Source organism: Nonomuraea sp. NPDC049624, from assembly GCF_040675255.1.
GTDB lineage: Bacteria > Actinomycetota > Actinomycetes > Streptosporangiales > Streptosporangiaceae > Nonomuraea.
On sequence record NZ_JBFAOR010000008.1, the window covers coordinates 510940 to 530494 of the forward strand.

20 protein-coding genes are annotated in these 19555 nt (G+C 72.8%); 10 read left to right on the forward strand and 10 right to left on the reverse strand.

Annotation, left to right across the window (positions count from 1 at the left end; all coding sequences use genetic code 11):
* Window positions 1–92: 92 nt before the first annotated feature.
* Complete coding sequence (locus AB0J76_RS33465; RefSeq protein ID WP_352327049.1) at window positions 93–284, forward strand: DUF1508 domain-containing protein; 192 nt, start codon at window positions 93–95, stop codon at window positions 282–284.
* Here AB0J76_RS33465 and AB0J76_RS33470 read toward each other — a convergent pair.
* Window positions 281–802, reverse strand: coding sequence for a VTT domain-containing protein (locus AB0J76_RS33470; RefSeq protein ID WP_352327048.1), 522 nt, complete (start codon window positions 800–802; stop codon window positions 281–283). The genes AB0J76_RS33465 and AB0J76_RS33470 overlap by 4 nt on opposite strands.
* A gap of 154 nt (window positions 803–956) precedes the next feature.
* Here AB0J76_RS33470 and AB0J76_RS33475 point away from each other — a divergent pair, with 154 nt between their 5' ends.
* Window positions 957–1472, forward strand: a complete 516-nt coding sequence (locus AB0J76_RS33475; RefSeq protein ID WP_352327047.1) for a hypothetical protein — start codon at window positions 957–959, stop codon at window positions 1470–1472.
* Here the strand turns inward: AB0J76_RS33475 and AB0J76_RS33480 are convergent.
* From AB0J76_RS33480 to AB0J76_RS33490, 3 genes are all read right to left on the reverse strand, one after another.
* A complete protein-coding gene (locus AB0J76_RS33480) occupies window positions 1441–4845 on the reverse strand; it encodes a BTAD domain-containing putative transcriptional regulator (protein WP_352327046.1) in 3405 nt (1134 codons plus the stop codon). The two genes, AB0J76_RS33475 and AB0J76_RS33480, sit on opposite strands and share 32 nt — an antisense overlap.
* A gap of 63 nt (window positions 4846–4908) precedes the next feature.
* On the reverse strand, window positions 4909–5967 hold the full coding sequence (locus AB0J76_RS33485) for a lysylphosphatidylglycerol synthase transmembrane domain-containing protein (RefSeq protein WP_352327045.1): 1059 nt from the start codon (window positions 5965–5967) through the stop codon (window positions 4909–4911).
* Between the two features lie 49 nt (window positions 5968–6016).
* Window positions 6017–6835, reverse strand: coding sequence for a PIG-L family deacetylase (locus AB0J76_RS33490; protein ID WP_352327044.1), 819 nt, complete (start codon window positions 6833–6835; stop codon window positions 6017–6019).
* A gap of 38 nt (window positions 6836–6873) precedes the next feature.
* Between AB0J76_RS33490 and AB0J76_RS33495 the strand changes: the two genes are divergently transcribed.
* Complete coding sequence (locus AB0J76_RS33495; RefSeq protein WP_352327043.1) at window positions 6874–7956, forward strand: glycosyltransferase; 1083 nt, start codon at window positions 6874–6876, stop codon at window positions 7954–7956.
* Here AB0J76_RS33495 and AB0J76_RS33500 read toward each other — a convergent pair.
* The 3 genes from AB0J76_RS33500 to AB0J76_RS33510 form a co-directional block, all read right to left on the reverse strand.
* A complete protein-coding gene (locus AB0J76_RS33500; protein ID WP_352327042.1) occupies window positions 7953–8744 on the reverse strand; it encodes an NAD(P)-dependent oxidoreductase in 792 nt (263 codons plus the stop codon). The genes AB0J76_RS33495 and AB0J76_RS33500 overlap by 4 nt on opposite strands.
* Window positions 8745–8775: 31 nt before the next feature.
* On the reverse strand, window positions 8776–10239 hold the full coding sequence (locus AB0J76_RS33505) for a DUF2079 domain-containing protein (RefSeq protein ID WP_352327041.1): 1464 nt from the start codon (window positions 10237–10239) through the stop codon (window positions 8776–8778).
* A 115-nt stretch (window positions 10240–10354) separates the two neighbouring features.
* On the reverse strand, window positions 10355–10723 hold the full coding sequence (locus AB0J76_RS33510; protein WP_352327040.1) for a hypothetical protein: 369 nt from the start codon (window positions 10721–10723) through the stop codon (window positions 10355–10357).
* A 197-nt stretch (window positions 10724–10920) separates the two neighbouring features.
* On the opposite strand from AB0J76_RS33510, the gene AB0J76_RS33515 reads away from it, so the two are divergent.
* A complete protein-coding gene (locus AB0J76_RS33515) occupies window positions 10921–12054 on the forward strand; it encodes an aromatic ring-hydroxylating dioxygenase subunit alpha (protein WP_364391680.1) in 1134 nt (377 codons plus the stop codon).
* On the opposite strand, the gene AB0J76_RS33520 is transcribed toward AB0J76_RS33515, so the two are convergent.
* Complete coding sequence (locus tag AB0J76_RS33520) at window positions 12024–12578, reverse strand: DUF1707 domain-containing protein (RefSeq protein WP_364391683.1); 555 nt, start codon at window positions 12576–12578, stop codon at window positions 12024–12026. The genes AB0J76_RS33515 and AB0J76_RS33520 overlap by 31 nt on opposite strands.
* A gap of 179 nt (window positions 12579–12757) precedes the next feature.
* Here AB0J76_RS33520 and AB0J76_RS33525 point away from each other — a divergent pair, with 179 nt between their 5' ends.
* Window positions 12758–13690: a sensor histidine kinase gene (locus tag AB0J76_RS33525; RefSeq protein ID WP_352327176.1), complete on the forward strand. Its 933-nt coding sequence runs from the start codon at window positions 12758–12760 to the stop codon at window positions 13688–13690.
* A 10-nt stretch (window positions 13691–13700) separates the two neighbouring features.
* Window positions 13701–14840 (forward strand): low temperature requirement protein A, encoded by a 1140-nt coding sequence (locus AB0J76_RS33530; protein ID WP_352327175.1) that lies wholly within the window; start codon window positions 13701–13703, stop codon window positions 14838–14840.
* On the opposite strand, the gene AB0J76_RS33535 is transcribed toward AB0J76_RS33530, so the two are convergent.
* Both AB0J76_RS33535 and AB0J76_RS33540 read right to left on the reverse strand, forming a co-directional pair.
* On the reverse strand, window positions 14837–15811 hold the full coding sequence (locus AB0J76_RS33535; protein ID WP_352327174.1) for an aldo/keto reductase: 975 nt from the start codon (window positions 15809–15811) through the stop codon (window positions 14837–14839). The genes AB0J76_RS33530 and AB0J76_RS33535 overlap by 4 nt on opposite strands.
* Window positions 15808–16158, reverse strand: coding sequence for a MerR family transcriptional regulator (locus AB0J76_RS33540; protein WP_352327173.1), 351 nt, complete (start codon window positions 16156–16158; stop codon window positions 15808–15810). Before AB0J76_RS33540 ends, AB0J76_RS33535 begins: the two co-directional genes overlap by 4 nt.
* Before the next feature lie 216 nt (window positions 16159–16374).
* On the opposite strand from AB0J76_RS33540, the gene AB0J76_RS33545 reads away from it, so the two are divergent.
* From AB0J76_RS33545 to AB0J76_RS33560, 4 genes are all read left to right on the forward strand, one after another.
* On the forward strand, window positions 16375–16992 hold the full coding sequence (locus AB0J76_RS33545; RefSeq protein ID WP_352327172.1) for a DUF998 domain-containing protein: 618 nt from the start codon (window positions 16375–16377) through the stop codon (window positions 16990–16992).
* Between the two features lie 110 nt (window positions 16993–17102).
* Entirely contained in the window at window positions 17103–17561 is a 459-nt protein-coding gene (locus tag AB0J76_RS33550) for a universal stress protein (RefSeq protein WP_352327171.1), read from the forward strand.
* 104 nt (window positions 17562–17665) lie between these two features.
* Window positions 17666–18913, forward strand: a complete 1248-nt coding sequence (locus AB0J76_RS33555; protein ID WP_352327170.1) for an APC family permease — start codon at window positions 17666–17668, stop codon at window positions 18911–18913.
* A 92-nt stretch (window positions 18914–19005) separates the two neighbouring features.
* Window positions 19006–19509 (forward strand): TrmH family RNA methyltransferase, encoded by a 504-nt coding sequence (locus AB0J76_RS33560; protein ID WP_352327169.1) that lies wholly within the window; start codon window positions 19006–19008, stop codon window positions 19507–19509.
* The last annotated feature ends 46 nt before the right edge of the window (window positions 19510–19555 follow it).

The following is a 19555-nucleotide window of genomic DNA, read 5'->3' on the forward strand; positions in this document are numbered from 1 at the left end:
GATCAAGGGTTGGTTTGCGAAACTCGGCCGTAAGTGGCCCTCAGTTGGGGGTAAATGCTTGATAGATCCGACATCTGCGGGGAGACGAGGCCGTGGCAGGCAGATTCATCATCAGTCAGGACGAGCGGGGCACGTTCCGTTTCGCGCTCGTCGCGAACAACGGGCAGACGCTGGCCGTGGGCGAGGGCTATCCGAGCAAGGCCGCCTGCGTCAACGGCATCGAGACCGTGCGCAGGAACGCCCCCGACGCCGCCATCGACGACCAGGCCCCGCCCACCGTCTAGGACGAGGCCAGGGCCTTGCGCCGGCGGCGGACGAAGAACCAGGCCACGCCGGCCGCGACCGCGAGCAGCAGGACCAGCGCGCTGACGGGCGAGCGGGCGGCCAGTTGCAGCCAGCCCCACACCAGCGCCGTGAGCCCGAACCACCAGATGGGCGCCCAGGTCAGGCAGCCGAGCGCGCTCGCCACCACGTACCAGGGATAGGACACCCGCAGCGCGCCCGCCACCCACGGCAGCGTGTGCCGCAGCATGGGCACCCAGAAGCAGCCGTAGACGGCCAGCGCGCCCCACTTCTCGACGACGCCCTCGATCCGCGCGATGCGCTCGCGGCCGAGCCGCACGCCGACCTTGGACTCGTAGAGCTTCTCGCCGAGCTTGCGGCCGACCCAGTAGTAGACCTGGAACGCGCCGAACAGCGCGAGGATGAGAACGGCCCCCACCAGCCAGTACGGCAGCCCGAACCAGAACGGCCGGGCAGGATCGGGGAGGGCGGCAGCCGCATGCCACATCAGCCCGCTCACCCCCACTCCAACGCTTAGGTCAGCCTTACCTTAGTCAAGGAAGAGACGTTCCGCCACATCAGCTTGCAAGGCCAGGTCACCGGCTGCAAGTAGCCGACAACCACCCCTCAACCCTCCCGCCCTATACCTGAACTGAGCAAAAGGGGTGTTGATCATGTCGTCGAGAAGTGCGGTGGTCCTGGCCGGCGGTACCGCCAACGCGGTCAAGCTCTTCGTGGCCGCGCTCGCCTTCACCAGCGCCTACGTCGGCTTCTCCGCCTACAGCAGCGCCGGGTCGGCCGCCGAGCCGGTGCGGACCGTCACCCTCTCGGCCCGCGAGCTGCCCATCACCGCCCCGGCCCGGCAGAGCGTCCCCGCGCGGGCGGGCGAGATCGCCCTCAGCGCCCTGACCGACGACGCCCCCGGCTGCGGCAGGTCGTTCCTGGCCCGCGGCCTGCTGGTCAACCCGCGGCCCGGCACGACCGTCCTGTACCGCTGGCGGTTGTCGCGCTGGAGCCCGGCGACCGGGACGTGGCGCACCTACCTGGCGGACCACTCCGGGTTCGCCGGCGGCAGCCGGAACGTGGAGTGGCGGCCGCAGATCTCCGGCAACGCCGGCTGGTACCGGGTCGAGCTGATCGCCCGGCCCGGCGGGACCGTCACGAGTGAGCGTTTCCAGGTGAGCTGCTGACCGAGCGGCGCGCCGCCTCCACCCAGCGCGGCACGCCCACCCGCTGGGCCACCTCAAGAGCCTTCTCGTAGTGCTCGCGCGCCGCGTCGGGCTGGCCCAGCCGGATGGCCAGGTCGCCCAGGGTCAGCGCCACCGGCCACAACGCCACGACGCCCGTGCCCGCGCCGGCCACCCGGTCGGCGAACGGCTTGAGCTTGTCGTAGCAGTCGACCATGCGCTCGCGGTCGTCGAGCAGCATGCCCGCCAGGGCCCGCCAGGTCATCACCAGCTCGTAGAGGAAGTCGGGGCGGACGGGCGGGCGGGTGGCGGCCACGGCCCTGGCGTCGTTGAGGTGCCCGGCCGAGGCCAGGGCGAGGGCGTAGGCGTCGAGCGTCCACTTGGCGCCGCGCTGGTGGGCCGGCGCCAGCAACTCGACGGTCTCGGCCGCCCGGCCGTCGACCAGGTGCAGGCAGAACGCGGTGATCAGCGGGAGGTCCTGGCGGCCTTCGAGCATGCCGGCCCGCGCGGTCATCCTGGCGGCCTCGCGGTAGGTGCGTTCGGCGCCCGCGTAGTCGCCGGCGATCATCATGCGCTGACCGGCGTACCAGACGACGACGGCGGCCGGAGCCGACAGGTCGTACTGCTTGGCCAGGCGGTCGGCGGCGGCGGCGTGCTCGTCGGCGGCGGCGAACTCGCCCCTGGCCGCCGCGCACTCCAGCAGCACCAGGTGGGCCAGGGCCTGCGTGGCCATCTGGCCCGAGCGCTGGGCGACCTCCAGCAGCTCCCTGCCGATGCCCTCGCGGGTGTCGACGGCCGGGATGTCGTAGGACTGGCGCAGCCGGCCGCTCAACGCCGCCGCGATCAGCGTCGGGTCGCCGCTCTGCCTGGCCAGCTCCAGCGCCTCCAGCGACGCCTGCCGCCCGCGCTCGGGCGCGGAGGAGCCCTCCAGCTCCAGCGCCAGCGTGGTGAGCAGGCTCGCCCGCAGGCGTTGCTCGCCCGCCGGCAGCTCCATGAGCGCCTTCTCGGTGACGTCGACGATCTCCCACGCGGTACGGGTGAAGTCGCGGGCCATGCCCTTGTGCGGCACCGCCAGCGACGCGGCCACCTTGGCGGTGATCTCCAGATCGCCCAGCGGCAGCGCGGCGTCCATGGCCTGGCGGCGCAGCAGCCTGGCCGCCGTCATGTCGCCGCACAACGCCAGCGCCTTGATCTGCCGCAGCATCAGCCGCAGCCGCTCCTTGGCGCGCTCCGGCTCGGACTCGCGGCCCTTGCCGTCCTGGCGCGGACCGCCGCGGTCGAAGGCCGCGATGGCCTGCTCCCACAGGGTGGCCGCCTCGCGGTGGGCGAAGCGCCGCTCGGCCTGCTCGGCCGCCAGGCCCGCGTAGTGGACGGCCTTCTCGGCCGCGTCGGCCAGGAAGTAGTGGTGGGCCAGCGCCGCCACGTCGGAGGACGTGCGCTGCTCGATCACCGCGGCGACCGCGGCGTGCAGGCGGGTGCGGCGCAGGCGGGAGGCGTCGGAGTAGATCGTGTCGCGCACCAGGTCGTGGTCGAAGCGCAGCAGCCCAGGCCCCGGCTCGGTCACCAGCCCGGCCAGCAGCGCGGCCTCGACCGCCTCGATCACCGCGTCTTCGTCGCCGGCGACCGTGACCAGCACGTCGAGGTCGACGTCGCGGCCGATCACCGCGGCCTGGAGCAGGATCTGCTGGGCGCCCGCGGGCAGCCGCGAGATGCGCCGCCGCAGCACGTCGCGCACGCCCGAGGGCACCCGCGAGAGCACCTGCGTGGCGCTGGCCCGGTCGGCCGCGCCCTCGGCGTCGAGCAGCCGGACGGTCTCGCGCACGAAGAACGGGTTGCCGCCGGTTCGCTCGACGATGGACTCGACCGCGTCCTCGTCGATCTCGCGGACGCAGGTGGCCTTGACCAGCTCGGCCACGGCCTTGGGGTCGAGGCCCGACAGGCCCACGCGCAGCGGCTCAAGCCGGGCCAGGGCGGCCAGCACGTCGGACTGGCGGTCGTCGAGCTCGCTCTCCCGGCACGTCACGACCAGCAGCACGCGGCTGGTGGCCAGCAGGCTCGGCAGCGCGCGCAGCAGGGCCAGCGTCTGGTCGTCGGCCCAGTGGAGGTCCTCCAGCGTGAGCAGCACCGGCGCCCGGCGGGCCACGCCGGCGAGGTAGCCGCCGACCGCGCGGTGCAGGCGGAAGCCGCCCGAGACCTCGTCCTCGTCGGGGTCGGGGGCGGTGTCGTCGAGCAGCGGGGCCAGGAGCTGGGCGTATTCGCCGGCGCCGGTGGCGCCGATCAGCGAGCGCAGGATCTCCACCCAGGCCCAGCCCGGCGGGGTCGCGCTGGAGTCGGGGCAGGCGCCGGAGGCGGTGATCCAGCCGTCGGCGCCGAGCCTGCCGTCGAGCTGGCGCAGCAGCGTGGTCTTGCCCGCGCCCGCGACGCCGGTCACGATCGCGACCTGGAAGCGGCCGGTGCGCGAGGCGGCCGTGGTCAGCCTGGCCAGCTCGGCGTCGCGGCCGACGAACGGCTCGGGCTCCAGCGGCGGCGGCTCGACGTGCGCGGCGGCCGGCCGGGGCGGCCAGGTGTCGGTGACCGGGGCGGGCCTGGCGGGCCGCGGCGGCGCGGCCAGCTCCAGCTCGGGGGCCTGGGCCAGGATGTCGGACTCCAGCTTGCGCAGCGCGGGCCCGGGGTCGATGCCCAGCTCGTCGGCCAGCATGTTCCTGGCCCTGCGCAGCGCGGCCAGCGCGTCGCCCTGCCTGCCGCAGCGGTAGAGGCCCAGCGCCAGCAGCCGCCAGCCCTCCTCGCGCAGCGGGTGCTCGGTGGTCAGCGCCTCCAGGTCGGGGACGGTCTCGGCGTGCAGGGCCAGCCGCAGGCCGGTGTCGGCGTGCCGCTCGCGGGCCACCAGGCGCAGCTCGGCCAGCCGGTTGACCTCGGCCTCCGCCCAGGGCTGGTCGGCGAAGTCGGAGTAGGGGGTGCCGCGCCACAGCCCCAGCGCCTTCTCCAGGCGGCCGCGGGCGGACTGCGGGTCGCCCTCTTCGAGGTGCTCGCCCGCCGCCCTGACCAGCTGCTCGAAGCGCAGCGCGTCGACCTGCTCGGCGGCCACGCGCAGCGCGTAGCCGGAGGCGACGGTCACCAGCAGGCGGTTGGGGCCGCCGCGTGGCCGGCCCGGTTCGAGCACCCTGCGCAGGCGGGAGATGTAGACCTGCAGGCCCGACTGGGCGCCCTTGGCGGCGTCGTCGTCCCACAGGTCGTAAAGAAGCGTGTCAACCGGCACGACCTGACCTCTGGCCACGAGAAGTCGGGCGAGGACGGCCCGCTGCCGCAACCCGCCGAGGTCGAGTTCGTCGTCGTGTTCGTACGCCTCGACTGGCCCCAGAACCCGGAACGCCACCATGTCAGCCGCCACGCTATGCGGGCTTCCGAAGGGCGCACAAGGTCTTTGATGGCTTTGGGATTGTCACTGCGGGGCCTTCGAGATCGCGGACGGGGGTTCCGCGGCGGCGTTCCGGCCGTTGCGCCTGCGCAGGAGCGCCCACGCGCCGAGCGCGAGACCGCCGAACGGGATCTCGATAGTGTAAGTCCAGAAGCCGAAAAGTAGTGCTGTCGCGACGGCCGGAGTGCCGGGCACGCCGAACGTGATCAGCATCGCGGCGACCCCGCTCTCCATGATCCCGGCCCCGCTGGGCGTGATGACGGCGCTGGTGAGCACGCGGGACAGCGCGAAGACCGCGATCGACTGGGCCAGGCCCGGCCAGGCGCCGGTGGCCGTCATGCAGGCCGCCATGATCGCCCACTGGAAGCCCAGGAAGAACACCATGCCGAGCGACAGGCCGAGCGCGCGCGTGCGGACGACCTCCGTGGTGTCGGCGCGCAGCCGGTGGAAGGCCTCGGAGGCGTGCACCTTCAGGCGCAGCAGCCGGGTGAGCCCGTCGAGCGCCCGGCCGAGCACGGCGGCGGCCCGGTCCCAGTAGAGGGCGACCGCCACGACCAGGCACAGCGCCAGGATGGAGATCGCGCCCGTCCAGCCCGCCCGGACGAACGCCGGGTCGAGCACCTCGCCCGCCATGAGCAGCGCGATGATGCCCACGGCCGGCAGGATGAACCTGAACAACGTGTTCCAGATGCCGCTGACCAGCGTCATCACCACGATGGGCCGGTTGGCGAAGCCCCAGCCCCTGGTCATGGCGAACGACAGCGCCACCCCGACCGCGCCGCCGAACGGCAGCAGGTTGCTGACCGCGCTGCCCGCCGCGTTGAGCGCCAGGCCCTGGAGGTTGTTCAGCCCCGGCAGCGAGTTGGTCAGCACGAACGTGTACGCCAGCAGGCTCAGCAGCCACAGGGCCGTCATCAGGGCGATCTGGCCGAAGCTGAGCGCCCCGAAGACCGCGCCGATCTCGCGCCAGGAGACCGGCTTGCCGGTGAGCGCGTGCACGATCTGCGGCAGGTAGACCACGAGCAGCACGGCCAGCCCGAGCGACAGGACGGACAGGGTGATCTGGAGCGGCTTGTTCTTCATCGCCCACCAGTCTGACGGGTCGCCGGAGCCGGCACGTCACCCTCAGGTGCTACTTCGGCCATGGGTCGAAAGGGTGAGTGAGACGAGTGCCGGGCGGCAGGTCGCGGCGTACGAACCACTCGGTGCCGAAGACCAGACGGTAGAGCGGGCCGGGGACCTTCAGCATGACGGCGAGGGTGCGGTCGCTGTCGCCGCCGCTGGCCTGGGACGCGTGCGCGGCCATCGAGGCGCGCTTCTGCCGGGCGTAGCGGCGGACGTTGACCCGGTGGGTGATCGTGTCGCTCGCCGAGTACGCGCTCTCGAACGTGCGCACGTCGAACTCCGGCGGGAACTTGTACACCCGGCCCGCCATGCGCAGCAGCCGCACCAGCGGGTCGCGGTTGACCGTCGCCTCCAGGACGATCGGCGTGCCGGCGATCTGCGCCGCCCGCTTGCCCACCCGGTGGACCTGCACGTGGTCGGGGTGCCCGTAGCCGCCGGCCGGGTCGTAGATCGACAGCAGCTCGGCCTTCTCCTCCTCCAGGATCGCCGCGAGGGCCCTGGCCGCCGCCTCGGTGTCGGCGTCGATGAAGGCGTTGTCGGGCCGCTCCTCGGCGACGCCGCCCTTCGGGCTCAGCCCGGAGTCGCCGTAGCCCAGGCACTCGACGCGGGCGCAGCCGAGCAGCGCGGCCGACTCGTAGAGCTCCTTGAGCCTGGTCTCGCGCAGCTCCTCGCCGGGGCCGATCTCGGCCAGGCCGCGCTCGCCGGCGGTGGCGACCACGAGCACCACGCGGTGGCCCTCGGCCGCGAGCATCGCCATGGTGCCCGCCGTGAGCAGGGCCTCGTCGTCGGGATGGGCGTGGAAGAAGACCGCGGTACGTGGAGGCACACGCCCAGATTAGTCTGGGAGGGGTGCGGATCTTTCACGTGAGTGACTGTTACCTGCCGAGACTCGGGGGGATCGAGGTCCAGGTGGCCGACCTGGTGCGGGCGCAGCGCGAGGCCGGGCACGACGTGGTCGTGGCCACGGCGACCAGGGGCGAGGCGCTGCCGGGCGTGCGCAGGGTCGTCGCCAGGATGCCGTTCGACCTGCCGGTCCATCCGTTCGGAGTGGGGCATCTCACTCGGGGCATCTCCGTCGTCCGGCCCGACGTGGTGCACGTGCACACCGGCGCGGTCTCGCCGTTCGCCTGGATGGGGGTGCGGGCGGCGCGGCGGGCGGGGGTGCCGTGCGTGGTCACCGTGCACAGCATGTGGGACCCGGTCACGCGGGCGCTCTACCGGCTGCTGCGGCTGGCGTTCGGCTGGCAGCGGTGGGGGCTGGTGGCCACCACGGTGAGCACCGCGGCGGCGGCGCCGATCAGGGCGGTGGCCGGGCCCGGCGTGCCGGTGCGGGTGGTCTCCAACGGCCTCGACCTGTCGGGCTGGGCGCCCGCCCCCGGCGTGCCGGACGAGCGGGCGGAGGTGCACGTGGTGGCCGTCGGCCGGCTGGCGCCGCGCAAGCAGCCCGTACGGCTGCTCAGGCTGCTGCGGGCCGCGCGGGCGCGGGTGCCCGCCGCGATCCCGATGCGCGCCACGATCGTCGGCGACGGCCCCGCGCGCGCCCGCATGGAACGTTTCCTGGCCGAGCACGGCATGACCGGCTGGGTGTCGCTGCCCGGCCGCTACTCGCGGGAGCAGATCGCCAAGCTGCTGGAGTCGGCCGACGTCTTCGTGGCCCCGGCTCCCAGGGAGTCGTTCGGCATCGCGGCGCTGGAGGCGCGGGCGGCCGGCGTGCCGGTGGTGGCCAGGGCCCAGAGCGGCGTCGCCGACTTCGTCAAGGACGGCACCGAGGGGCTGCTCGGCCGCACCCTGGATGACCTGGCCGGGGCGGTGGCCCGGCTGTGCTCCGACGCGGGGCTGCGCCGGGAGATCGCCGCCCACAACCGCTCGACGCCGCCCGTCGCGGGCTCGTGGGCCGGGGTGCTGGAGGGGTTCGACCGGGCCTACGAGCAGGCGATCGCGCGTTAGGCCAGCCCGCCCCTGCGCAGCGTGTACTCCGGCGCGGCGAAGTCGCCGCCCTGCGGGGTGTCGTCGGTGAAGAAGGCGGCCGGCGTGCCGGTCACGCGGGCGGCGTACGACTCGGCGTCGTCCTCGGGCTCGTAGCCGAGCTCGGGGGAGAGCAGCCAGAAGCGGCGGGTGTTGGCCGAGACGGCGTAGGCGGCCAGGAAGCGCAGGCCGGGCGTGGTGACGGCGGCGTGCACGAACCCGGCGCAGTCGCGCGGGCTCAGCCAGGTCGCCAGGTGGCGGACGTCCTGCGGCTCGGGCTCCAGGCTGCCGATGCGCAGGCAGACCACTTCGAGGCCGAACTTGTCGGCGTACAGGCGGCCGAGTGCCTCGACGGCGGCCTTGCTGACGCCGTACAGGCCGTCGGGGCGCGGCGGCAGGTCGGGGGAGATCGTGGCGGTGGCCGGGTACATGCCGGTCAGGCGGTTGCTGCCGGCCAGCACCACGCGCGGCACGCCGGCCAGCCGGGCCGCCTCCAGCACGCGGTGGGTGGTCAGCACGTTGCCGTCGAGCAGGTCGGGCAGGGGTGCCTCGTCCGGCACCCCGGCCAGGTGCACGATCGCGTCGGCGCCCTTGACCAGCGCCACGGTCTCGGCCAGGTCCGACAGGTCGGTGCGGACGGCCTCCTCGCCCGGCCCGGCCTCCATGGGCACCCGGTCGGCCAGGACGAGCCTGGTGGCGGACCGGCGGAGCCGCTCGCGTACGGCACCGCCCACCATGCCGGCAGCGCCGGTGAGCACGATCATCTCCATGCCGACATTGTGCGGCATCGGGCCGATGCGGTCAGTTCCGCCGGAGAACGACGTACCCGTCGCGTTCGAACACCTTCGTGTAGCCCTCGGTCTGGAGCTGCTCGACCCGGTTGCGCTGGTCGTCGGCGGAGCCGAAGGGGAACTCCCAGCGGGCGGTGTCGGCCACGATCCACGGCGCGCCGCGCGGGGCCGCGCTCCACAGCAGGACGGTGGTGCGCGAGGACAGCGCCGGGCCCACGGAGTTGACCGCCTCGACCGTCACCCCCGACGGCACCCTGCTCACCGCCTCGGCCGCGGCGGCGGCCTTGTCCTCCTTGTAGAAGGCGGGATGGTAGAGCTGGTCGAGCGCGAACCTGGGCACCAGGGTGACGGCGACGGCGCAGGCCGCGGCCGCCCAGGCCAGCTTGAGCCCCTGCCGGTCGGCGCGCCCGGTCCAGCGCAGCAGCCTGGCCAGGCCGTCCACGCCGGCGCAGAACAGGATCATGACGGTGAACGCGCTGTACTGGAAGTCGGCCTGCCACCACTGGGGACGGTCGGACAGCAGGCGTTCGAGCACGTGCGGCAGCGCCGCCAGCGACAGCGGCGACAGCAGGCACAGCAGCAACGTCGGCCAGGCCAGCAGGAACAGGGTGTCGACCTTGGCCTCGTCGCTGAAGGGCAGCAGAAGGGCGGCGAGCGGGTCGCGCAGCATCGCCAGCAGCGCGGCGGGCGCGTCGGGGCCGAGGTGGCCGTAGGCCCAGAAGTCTTTGCTGTCGCCGCCGAAGGAGGTGATCAGCAGGCCCCGGACGAGCACGACGGCCCCCGCGCCGGCCAGCGCGCACACGACGCCGCGCAGGCGGTCGCCGACGACGAACAGGTACAGCCCCGCCCCGATCACCAGCAGCCCCATGTCCTCCTTGACGAGCAGGAGCCCGAGCATCGCCAGGAACGCCGGCAGCACCCGTCCGGCGTGGTAGCGCTCGATCATGATCGCGGTGAGCAGCGGGACGAACATCACCTCGTGCGCGTCGAAGGCGACGGCCTGGGCGATCGGCCACGACAGCGCGTACGCCACGGCGACCAGATAGGCCGGCCCGACGCCCAGCACCCGGCGGGTGAACAGCCACAGGAACGGGATCGCCCCCGCGAACAGCAGCGCCTGGGCCACGATGAGCGTCTCGGGCCCGTCGTGCAGCCAGTAGAGGGGCGCGAGCAGCGCGTAGATCGGGGAGAAGTGGTCGGCGAGCTGGAGGTAGTCCGTGCCGCGCTCGTGGAAGACGCCGAGCACCGGCACGTACGGCGGCCGGAGGCGGGCGTAGTTGCGCACCGCCTGGTCCACGATCACCAGGTCGAACGTGGTCGCCCGGAAGGTGGCCAGCTTGACCAGCCCGAGAACGGCGTACGCCACCGCGGCGAGCAGCGCGATCGCGCCGACCCGCACGCGGTGGCGGAAGAGCACTCTGGCGGGGAGTGCGGTGCCTGCCGGAGGCCGTGCGATCACCGTTTCGTCGGTCACGGCAGCAAGCGTAAGGGGATCATCCGGTCCTGTCCGTACCCCGTACCGGCGGACCGGATGAGGCGGTCACCGCGCCGGCCTGCCCCCCGCAGGCGGTGCGGCGACCGCGGACCGGTCAGGAGCAGGCGGCGGTGATCTTCGAGGTGAAGCCGCTCATCTTGCCGCTGAACTCGGTCGTCTTGCTGATGTCACCGCTCTGCAGGCTCTCGAAGCCGGCGGCGAAGTCGTTCAGGGCGGCCGCGACGTCGCCGTCGTACTTGCCGGCGAGCTCCTTGGTCTTGGCGGCGGCGGCCTTGGAGGCGTCGCCGACGGCCGAGGCGTCCGTGGCGTTCTTCGTGATGGCGCCGCTCCACTCGGTGGTGATCTTCGAGAGCTCGTTGACGGCGGTGTTGCAGTCAACGGCCTGGCCGACACCGCACGCGGTGGACAGAGCGGCAAGGGAGATCGTCGCGACTGCGAGGGCGAGTCGGCGAGGGGGAGTCATTTTTGGTGCCCTTCGTTGGTTTTCCGTACGAGGAGGACATTAGCGATCTCTGGTTGATCTCCGCTTGCACGCCGCTAACATTCCGGCCGTCAGGTGGGCGTAAAGCCGTGCAACAGCACGTGAAGGTTCGGCGCCTGCCTCTTGACAGCCTGTGAGGGCCGCCAGACGATGTCGCATATAGAGCAACTCGGTGCGTAATGCGCAACAAGGGGTGTCGGTTGACCACCACGTCGAGCTTGATCTCCACGCTTCCCGGCCGCTCCTACACCGACCCCGACCTGTTCGCCGCGGAACAGGCCAAGATCTTCGAGGCAATGTGGTTCTGCGCCGTGCGCGCCGGCGACCTGCCGAAACCGGGGGCGTTCCGGACCGTCCAGGTGGGCACGGAGAGCGTGCTCGTGGTCCGCGGGCGCGACGGGCTGCTGCGCGCCTTCCTCAACGTCTGCCGCCACCGCGGCGCGCGGCTGTGCGTGGAGGAGCGGGGCGAGGTCAGACGGACCATCAGGTGCGCCTACCACGCCTGGTCCTACGACCTGGACGGCAGGCTGGCCGCCGCCCCCAACCTGGCGAAGATGCCCGACATCGACCGCGTCGAGTACGGCCTGGTCCCGGTGAGCCTGCGCGAATGGCTCGGGTACGCCTGGGTCTGCCTGGCCGACGAGCCGCCGTCGTTCGAGGACACCGTCACCTACGCGGCCACCGAACGCCTGGGCGACCCGGCCGCCATCGAGAACTACCACGTCGACCGGCTGGCCCTGGGCCGCCGGGTGGTCTACGACGTCAAGGCCAACTGGAAGCTGGTCGTCGAGAACTTCATGGAGTGCTACCACTGCGCCACGATCCACCCCGAGCTGGTGGCCGTGCTGCCCGAGTTCGCCGGCGGGTACGCCGCCCAGTACTACGTGGGCCACGGCGCCGAGTTCGCCGAGCGCGTCCAGGGCTTCACCGTGGACGGCGGCGCGGGCTTCGGCCGGCTCCCCGACGTGGCCCCGGAGCAGGACCGCCGCTACTACGCGATCACCGTCAAGCCGCAGGTGTTCGTCAACCTGGTGCCCGACCACGTGATCCTGCACCGGATGTTCCCCATGGCCGCCGACCGCACGGTCGTCGAGTGCGACTGGCTCTACCACCCCGACGTGGTGGCCTCGGGGACCGACCTGACGCCGTCGGTCGAGCTGTTCCACCGGGTCAACGAGCAGGACTTCGACGCCTGCGAGCGGACCCAGCTCGGCATGGCGTCACGCGCCTACCGGGCGGGCGGCGTGCTGGTGCCGAGCGAGCACCACATCTCGGCCTTCCATCAGTGGGTGAACCAGCGTTTGCGCGGATAGCGCACCCGCAGGCCGCCGTAGTTGGCCCGGCCGCCGACCACCAGGTAGAGGGCGCCGGGCCGCTGCCTGCCCGGCACGTCGCCGACGGCGATCTGACCCCAGTCGGTCCGGAAGGCGTCCACGTTCACCACGGCGCCCTCGGGCACGGTGATCCTGGCGGAGCCGTACGTGAGGTCGAGTTCGAGGTCGACGACGGGGTGCGGGATGACGGCCTGGGACAGGTCGAGGTCGACGCCGCCGTACTGGGAGGAGATCCGCAGCCGCCGCGGGACGGCCCAGTCACCCGACCGGCGCACGTGCCCGCTCTTGGACTCCAGCTCGACCACGTCGTCGGCCGGGGGCGCCGGGGCGGGCAGATCGGTGATCAGCCCGAGCAGGTCGCCGTAGGTCCTGGCGGCGAGCGCCAGCCCGAGCCGGTCCTCCAGCTCGGGACGCGTCAGGCGGCCCTCGACGAAGGCGTGCCGGAGCTGCTCCGCCGTGCGCTCCCGGTCCTCGTCGGAGACCCGCATGTGCATTTCCGACATGTCCCGAGCATAGGTTCGCGGCGGTCAGAACGGGAGGCGTCGCCCCGAAGGGGTTCGCAGATCGAGGTGGGAGTACCGGCGCCCCCGCAGGGGCCTGCGCACGAGCTGAAGTCGCTTCACGCCCCGTAAATACCCATTTGATTGTCTAAGAGTCCTCATGCGGAGGTACCGTGTGCCTGATGTCGGCGGACCCTTTCGTGCATCCGGCCCTCTTCTATCGAGGTGACCCGGAATATGTGGCTGCCACCACGGCTTTCGTCCGCGAGGGGCTGGCGGCCGGGGAGCCCGTGGCGGTGGCCGTGCCCGCCGCGAACCTCGCCAAGATCGAGGCGGGGCTGGGCGCCGACGCGGCCCGGGTGACCCTGCTCGACATGGGCGTGGCGGGCCGCAACCCGGGGCGGATCATCCCGGCCGTGCTGCGGGCCGTCGCCGACCGGCATCCCGGCGAGCACGTGCGGATCATCGGCGAGCCGATCTGGCCCGGCCGCTCGGCGACCGAATACCCGGCCTGCGCCCAGCACGAGGCGCTGATCAACCTGTCGTTCACGGGGCGGCGCGTCACGATCCTGTGCCCGTACGACCTGGCGGGGCTGACGCCCGAGGTGCTGCGCGAGGCCGAGCGCACCCACCCGGTGCTGCGCGACGCCTCCGGCGAGTGGGCCAGTTCCAGCTACGCGCCCGACGAGGTCGTCGCGCGGCACAACCAGCCGCTCGCCGAGCCGGCCACGTGCGTCTCGCTGCGCTTCGACCACACCAACCTGGCCGCCGCCCGCACCCTGGCGGCCGGCCAGGCCGAGGCGGCGGGCTTCAGCGACGACCGGCTCGACGACATCCGGCTCGTGGTGGCCGAACTCGGCGCCAACAGCCTCGACTACGGCGGCGGCGCCGGCCTGATCAGGGTCTGGATCGAGGACGCGCGGCTGGTCTGCGAGGTCGCCGACGGCGGTCACATCACCGATCCGCTGGCCGGGCGCCTGCCCGTCGAGGCCCGCCGCTCCGGCTCGCGCGGCCTGCTCATCGTCAACCTGCTCGCCGACCTCGTACGCGTCCACAGCCGCCCCGGCGCGACCGCGGTCCGCGCCTACTTCGACCTGCCGGCCTCCCTGGTGTAGACATCGGAGGATGATCCGGCTGCGGCCCATGCGGGCGCGCGACGCGGGCGAGTCCCACCGCGTCGCCACCAACCTGGAACTCTTCTTCGACCTGTGCTTCGTCGTCGCGGTCTCGTTCGCCGGCTCCCAGCTCCACCACGCGCTCAGCGAAGGGCACCTGGCCGAGGGCGTCCTCGGCTACCTGACGACGTTCTTCGCCATCTGGTGGGCGTGGATGAACTACACCTGGTTCGCCTCCGCCTACGACAACGACGACTGGTTGTTCCGGGTGACCACGCTGGTCCAGATGGCGGGCGTGCTGGTGCTGGCCGCCGGGGTGCCCAGGGCGTTCCAGGAGCACGACTTCCGCGTGGTCTACGCCGGGTATGTCATCATGCGCCTGGCCATGGCCGCCCACTGGCTGCGGGCGGCCTGCGGTGACCGTCCGGGCCGGCGGACGGCCGTGCGGTACGCCGCCGGCATCTGCGTCGCGCAGGTCGGCTGGATCCCGCTGCTGGTCGTGCCGGGGGAGTGGTACCTGGCGGCGTTCGCGCTCGGCGTGGTGCTGGAGCTCGCGGTGCCCGTGTGGGCCGAGCGGGGCAGCCCGACCCCCTGGCACCCGCACCACATCGCCGAGCGGTACGGCCTGTTCACGATCATCATGATGGGCGAGAACGTGCTGGCCGCCACAGTCGCCTTCCAGGCCGAGGCGAGCGCCGCCGGCCTGCGGCCCGAGCTGATCGTCCTGGCCCTGGGCGCGCTGGTGATCGCCTTCGCCATGTGGTGGCTCTACTTCGACCCGCCGACCGCCGAGATCCTCGACTCCACCAGGCGCGCCCTGCTCTGGGGGTACGGCCACTACGCGATCTTCGCGGCGGTCGGGGCGTTCAGCGCCGGGGTCGAGGTGAGCATCGACCACGCGGCGGGCACGTCACACCTGTCCGCCACGGGCGCGGCGCTGGCCGTGTCGGTGCCCGTCGCGGTGTTCCTGTCGATGCTCTGGCTGCTGCACGTGCGGCCTCACCGCTACGGCCCGGCCGACGGCGTCGCCTTCCTGGGCGCGGCCGTGCTCGTGCTGCTGTCGGCCCTGACGCCGGCGCCGATCCCGCTGACGGCGCTCGTCCTGGTCGCGCTGGTGGTCGTGACCGGCGCGACCAGGCGCGCGGCCTAGCGCTCGACCTCCGACATGTTCGGGTAGCGGGCGCCCCGGACGGCGTCCGCGGGCACCGCCCTGGCCAGGGCGTCGAGCTGGTCGGCGGTCAGCGTGACGTCGGCCGCGGCGGCGTTCTCCGCCAGGTACGTCAGGCGTTTCGTGCCGGGGATCGGCACCACGTCGTCGCCCTGGGCCAGCAGCCAGGCCAGCGCGAGCTGGGCGGGGGTGATCCCGGCCGCCGCGGCGATCTCGCGGACCCGCTCGACCAGGCGGGCGTTGTGCTCGGCGTGCTCGCCGGACATGCGGGGCAGGTGCTTGCGGAAGTCGTCGTCGGGGAGCTGGTCGGCGCTCGGCAGCGCGCCGCCGAGCAGGCCGCGGCTGATCGGCGAGTACGCCACCAGCGCGGTGCCCAGCTCCCTGGCCGCGGGCCGGATCTCGGCCTCCAGACCCCGCGTGAACAGCGAGTACTCGCTCTGCAGCGCGGCGATCGGGTGCACGGCGGCGGCCCTGCGCAGCGTGTCCGCGCTCACCTCCGACAGCCCGAGATGGCCCACCTTGCCCTGCTGGACCAGCTCGGCCATGGCGCCGACCGACTCCTCGATCGGCACGTCGGGGTTGCGGCGGTGCATGTAGTAGACGTCGATGTGGTCGACGCCGAGCCGCCGGAGCGAGGCGTCGCAGGCCGCCCTGATGTACTCGGGGCTGTTCTCGACCGTGCGTGTGCCGTCGTGGCGGTTGATGCCGAACTTGGTCGCCAGGACGACCTCGTCGCGGCGGTTCTTGACGGCCCGGCCGACCAGCTCCTCGTTGTGGCCTCGTCCGTACATGTCGGCTGTGTCCAGAAAATTCATGCCAAGGTCGAGGGCGCGGTGGATGACCGCTATCGACTCCTTCTCGTCCCCTTTGCCGTAGAACTCCGACATGCCCATGCAACCCAGGCCGAGGGCCGACACCCGCGGGCCGCCGGTCCCCAGGACGCGCGTCTTCACATCCGCTCCCGATAGTTTTCGATCTTGTGGTCGAGGACGTCCATGTCCGCGCTCAGCTCGGCGATCCTGACCCGGACGCGCTCGCGGTGCAGCTCCAGCATCGCCAGCCGCTCGGCGGAGGTGTGCTCGCCCATGCGGCGCAGCTCCGCGTAGCGGCACATGTCGGCGATGGGCATGCCGGTGGTCCGCAGCTTGGTGAGGAAGTCCAGCCACCGCAGGTCCGCCTCCGCGTAGTCCCGATGCCCGCTGACGTTGCGGCCGACCGAGTGGATGAGCCCGATGCGCTCGTAGTAGCGCAAGGTGTGGGCGCTGAGACCCGTACGCTGGGCGGCCTCTTGGATCGTCATGCATCCAGAGTCACCCTTCGAGTGCACTCCAAGTCAAATCGGGGGTGCCGCCGACTGCACCCACCCTGAGGAGGCAGGCCCTACCCAGGGTCGTCTTTCCGCAGGTCACGAGCCTGTCCCCGGAGCCTTTCGACCAAGGTATTAGGGGGCGGGTCAGGGCCCGCTGGGGGCTCATCTCCGATGCCGGTCAAGGCCGCCTTACGCGAGCTTTAAGGCATGAGGGGATTGCTTGTCAGCGGATTCACGGCCATCGGCACCGGAGCCGGCGCGATGCTCACCTTGCACGCCGAGGCGGGTCTCGACCCGTTGCACAGCGTGATCAGCGAGTACGCCTTCCAGGCGTCCGGCTGGCTGCTGCCGGCCTCGCTGACGCTGTTCGCCGTGGGGTCCGGGCTGATCGCCGAGGCGCTGCGCCGCTCCGGCGCCAACCGCTGGGTCGTCGCGCTGCTGGTGGCGTGGGGGGCGAGCATGTTCCTGATCGGGGCCTTCCCGACCGACCGCCCCGGGGTGCCGCTCTCGTTGTCCGGCGGCATCCACCGCTACGCCGCCTTCGCCGCCTTCCTGGTCATGCCCGCGGCGGGGTTCCTGCTGGCCAAGGCCAGGATCCGGTACGCCAGAGCGATGCGCGTGCTGAGCGGCGTGGCCCTCGGGGCGCTGTTGCTGGTCGTGGTCCCGTACGTGGTGCGCATGTTCGGCATCCCGTTGAGCAACGACGACATCCCGGCGGGCCTGACCCAGCGCGTGGTGGTCGTGACCGAGATCGGGGTGCTGGCGCTGGCGGGCCTGTCGATGCTCAGGCCGGCGGCGCGGCGGGTGTCGGCCGTGCTGGCCTGACGCCTGGCCGGTTCGCGAGGGGTGGGATGATCTTCCCGCCCCTTTTCGCGTGAGAACGGCCCGCTCCTGGAAAGAGGGAGGGCTCTGACCTCGCCCAAGGAGCTGTGAAGATGACCATTTTGATCGCCTACGACGGTTCGGACGACTCCAAGGCCGCCATCGAGTTCGCCGGACGGGCCGTGCAGGACAGGTCCGCCGTCGTGCTGACCGTGTGGGAGCGGCTGGCGATGACCTCCGCCCGCGCCTCGGCCGGGCTCATGATGACCCTCGACAACACCGCGGCCGAGGACGAGGCGATCGGCCAGGCGATGACCGAACTGGCCGGGCACGGCGCCGAACTGGCCCGCGAGGCCGGCCTCGACGCGACGCCGCGGTGCGACCTGGACTCGGTGGCGGTGTGGTCGACCATCGTGGACGTCGCCGACGAGATCGACGCCACCCTCATCGTCACCGGCACGCGGGGACTGGGCGGCGTGCGATCGTTGCTGCTCGGCAGCACCTCGGACCGCGTCCTGCACCACGCCCGGCGTCCCGTGCTGGTGGTCCCGGGCCCCGAGGCGACCTCCTGACGGCCCCGGCGGCGAGGATGTCGGTGGCGTGCGGCAGAGTGGGGGCCTCGGGATCTCCTGACCGGTGACCCGATCGAGGGTGCGGGCCGGTGGGAGGGGGCGGCATGGCCGAGGGCCTGGCGCGGCGGCTGGGCACCGGCGACGCGGTCGTCGTCGGGCTGAGCGCGATGATCGGCGCGGGCGTGTTCGCCGCCTTCGCCCCGGCTGCCGCCGCGGCGGGCGGCTCGCTGCTCGCCGCCCTCGCGCTCGCCGCCGTCGTGGCCTACTGCAACGCCACCTCCTCGGCCCGGCTGGCCGCCCTCCATCCCGAGTCCGGCGGCACCTACGTCTACGGCCGGCGGCGGCTCGGCCCGCTGTGGGGCTACCTGGCGGGCTGGGGCTTCACCGTCGGCAAGACGGCCTCGTGCGCCGCGATGGCCCTCACCTTCGGCTCGTACGTCGCCCCGGGCGCGGCCCGGCCGCTGGCCGTCGCGGCGGTCGTCGCGCTCACCCTGCTCAACCTGTTCGGCGTCCAGCGTTCGGCCGCGGTCGCCCGGGTGATCGTCGTGCTCGTGCTCGCCGTACTGGCCGCGGTGATCGTCGCCGGGCTGGCGGGGGAGCGGCCGCCCGGAACGCCGGGCGCGGGGCTGCCCGGCTCGGGCCCGTGGGGCGTGCTCCAGGGCGCCGGGCTGCTGTTCTTCGCGTTCGCCGGATACGCCAGGATCGCCACGCTGGGGGAGGAGGTGCGCGATCCGGCCCGTGCCATCCCGCGGGCGATCGGCATCGCCCTCGGCGTCACGCTCGTCGTCTACACGCTGGTGGCGGTGGCCGCTCTGCGCACGCTCGGGGCGTCCGGGCTGGCCGGGTCCGCGGCGCCGCTGGCCGACGTCGTGCGCCGGGCGGGGGCGCAGTGGCTGGTCCCCGTCGTGGGGGCGGGGGCGGCGGTGGCCTCGCTCGGGGCGCTGCTCGCGCTGCTGCTCGGCGTCTCCCGCACCGTGCTCGCGATGGCCAGGGAGCGTGACCTGCCGGGCGTGCTGGCCGCGGTCGACCCGGAGCGCCGGGTCCCGCGCCGGGCCGAGGCGGCGGTCGGGGCCGCCGTGGTCGTGCTGCTGCTGGTGGCCGACCTGCGCGGCGCGATCGGGTTCTCCTCGTTCGGGGTACTGGTCTACTACGCGATCGCCAACGCCTGCGCGCTGACCCTCTCCCGAGCCGAGGGCGCGCCGGTCAAGGCCGTGCCGGTGCTCGGGCTGGTGTTGTGCCTGGTGCTGGCGTTCACCCTGCCGCTCGCCTCCGTGCTCGCGGGGGTGGCCGTCTTCGCGGTGGGGCTGGCCGTCTGGGCCGTACGCCGTCGCGCGCGTGGCTCACGGGCGTAGACTGAGTGTGATTCCTCTCGACGATGGCCCGGGCGTGCCGACGAAAGCGCCCTTCTCGTGAACGTCCGCGTAAGGAACCTCCGCCCGGCCGCATGAGCGGCATCCGGGTGCGCACCCCCAGAGAGCTCCAGGCCCAGCGGCGGCGCAGGCGGCCCCGATGCCTCGGCCATCTCACCGTCGCTCCTTTGTGGCCGATGCACGGCGTCAACCTCGGCACCCTGCTGCGCACCTGCGACGCGGCCGGCGCGTGCATGGCCGTGCCCCGCCTGCCCTGGGTGCCCGAGGCGCTGGCCAGGGGGAACACCCTCCGGTCCGGAGCCTGCGTCCACTGGGTCGATCCGCTGCCGTGGCTGGCCTCCCGGCGCGAGCGTGTGCTGGGCGTCGAGCTGGCCGAGAACGCCATCAGGCTGGCCGACCTGACCATGGCCCGCGAGCCGACCGTCGTCGTGCTCGGCCACGAGGCCACCGGCATCCCCGGCGAGGCGCTCGACCTGCTCGACGCCGTGGTCGAGATCCCGATGATCGGCACCGGGGCCAGCCTCAACGTGGCGGTGGCCGGGTCGCTCGTGCTCTACAAGCTGGCCGGGCTGGCCTGAGGCCGGGTACGATGGCGGACATGACGATCAGCACGGTGATGATGGC

What these genes read in the sequence shown, in the direction of transcription:
- AB0J76_RS33510 (WP_352327040.1), bottom strand. Translation starts at nt 10,723, where the DNA reads ATGACTCCCCCTCGCCGACTCGCCCTCGCAGTCGCGACGATCTCCCTT.
- AB0J76_RS33560 (WP_352327169.1), top strand. Translation starts at nt 19,006, where the DNA reads ATGAGCGGCATCCGGGTGCGCACCCCCAGAGAGCTCCAGGCCCAGCGG.
- AB0J76_RS33545 (WP_352327172.1), top strand. Translation starts at nt 16,375, where the DNA reads ATGAGGGGATTGCTTGTCAGCGGATTCACGGCCATCGGCACCGGAGCC.
- AB0J76_RS33530 (WP_352327175.1), top strand. Translation starts at nt 13,701, where the DNA reads ATGATCCGGCTGCGGCCCATGCGGGCGCGCGACGCGGGCGAGTCCCAC.
- AB0J76_RS33515 (WP_364391680.1), top strand. Translation starts at nt 10,921, where the DNA reads ATGCGCAACAAGGGGTGTCGGTTGACCACCACGTCGAGCTTGATCTCC.
- AB0J76_RS33550 (WP_352327171.1), top strand. Translation starts at nt 17,103, where the DNA reads ATGACCATTTTGATCGCCTACGACGGTTCGGACGACTCCAAGGCCGCC.
- AB0J76_RS33525 (WP_352327176.1), top strand. Translation starts at nt 12,758, where the DNA reads ATGTCGGCGGACCCTTTCGTGCATCCGGCCCTCTTCTATCGAGGTGAC.
- AB0J76_RS33520 (WP_364391683.1), bottom strand. Translation starts at nt 12,578, where the DNA reads ATGTCGGAAATGCACATGCGGGTCTCCGACGAGGACCGGGAGCGCACG.
- AB0J76_RS33540 (WP_352327173.1), bottom strand. Translation starts at nt 16,158, where the DNA reads ATGACGATCCAAGAGGCCGCCCAGCGTACGGGTCTCAGCGCCCACACC.
- AB0J76_RS33475 (WP_352327047.1), top strand. Translation starts at nt 957, where the DNA reads ATGTCGTCGAGAAGTGCGGTGGTCCTGGCCGGCGGTACCGCCAACGCG.
- AB0J76_RS33500 (WP_352327042.1), bottom strand. Translation starts at nt 8,744, where the DNA reads ATGGAGATGATCGTGCTCACCGGCGCTGCCGGCATGGTGGGCGGTGCC.
- AB0J76_RS33485 (WP_352327045.1), bottom strand. Translation starts at nt 5,967, where the DNA reads ATGAAGAACAAGCCGCTCCAGATCACCCTGTCCGTCCTGTCGCTCGGG.
- AB0J76_RS33555 (WP_352327170.1), top strand. Translation starts at nt 17,666, where the DNA reads ATGGCCGAGGGCCTGGCGCGGCGGCTGGGCACCGGCGACGCGGTCGTC.
- AB0J76_RS33480 (WP_352327046.1), bottom strand. Translation starts at nt 4,845, where the DNA reads ATGGTGGCGTTCCGGGTTCTGGGGCCAGTCGAGGCGTACGAACACGAC.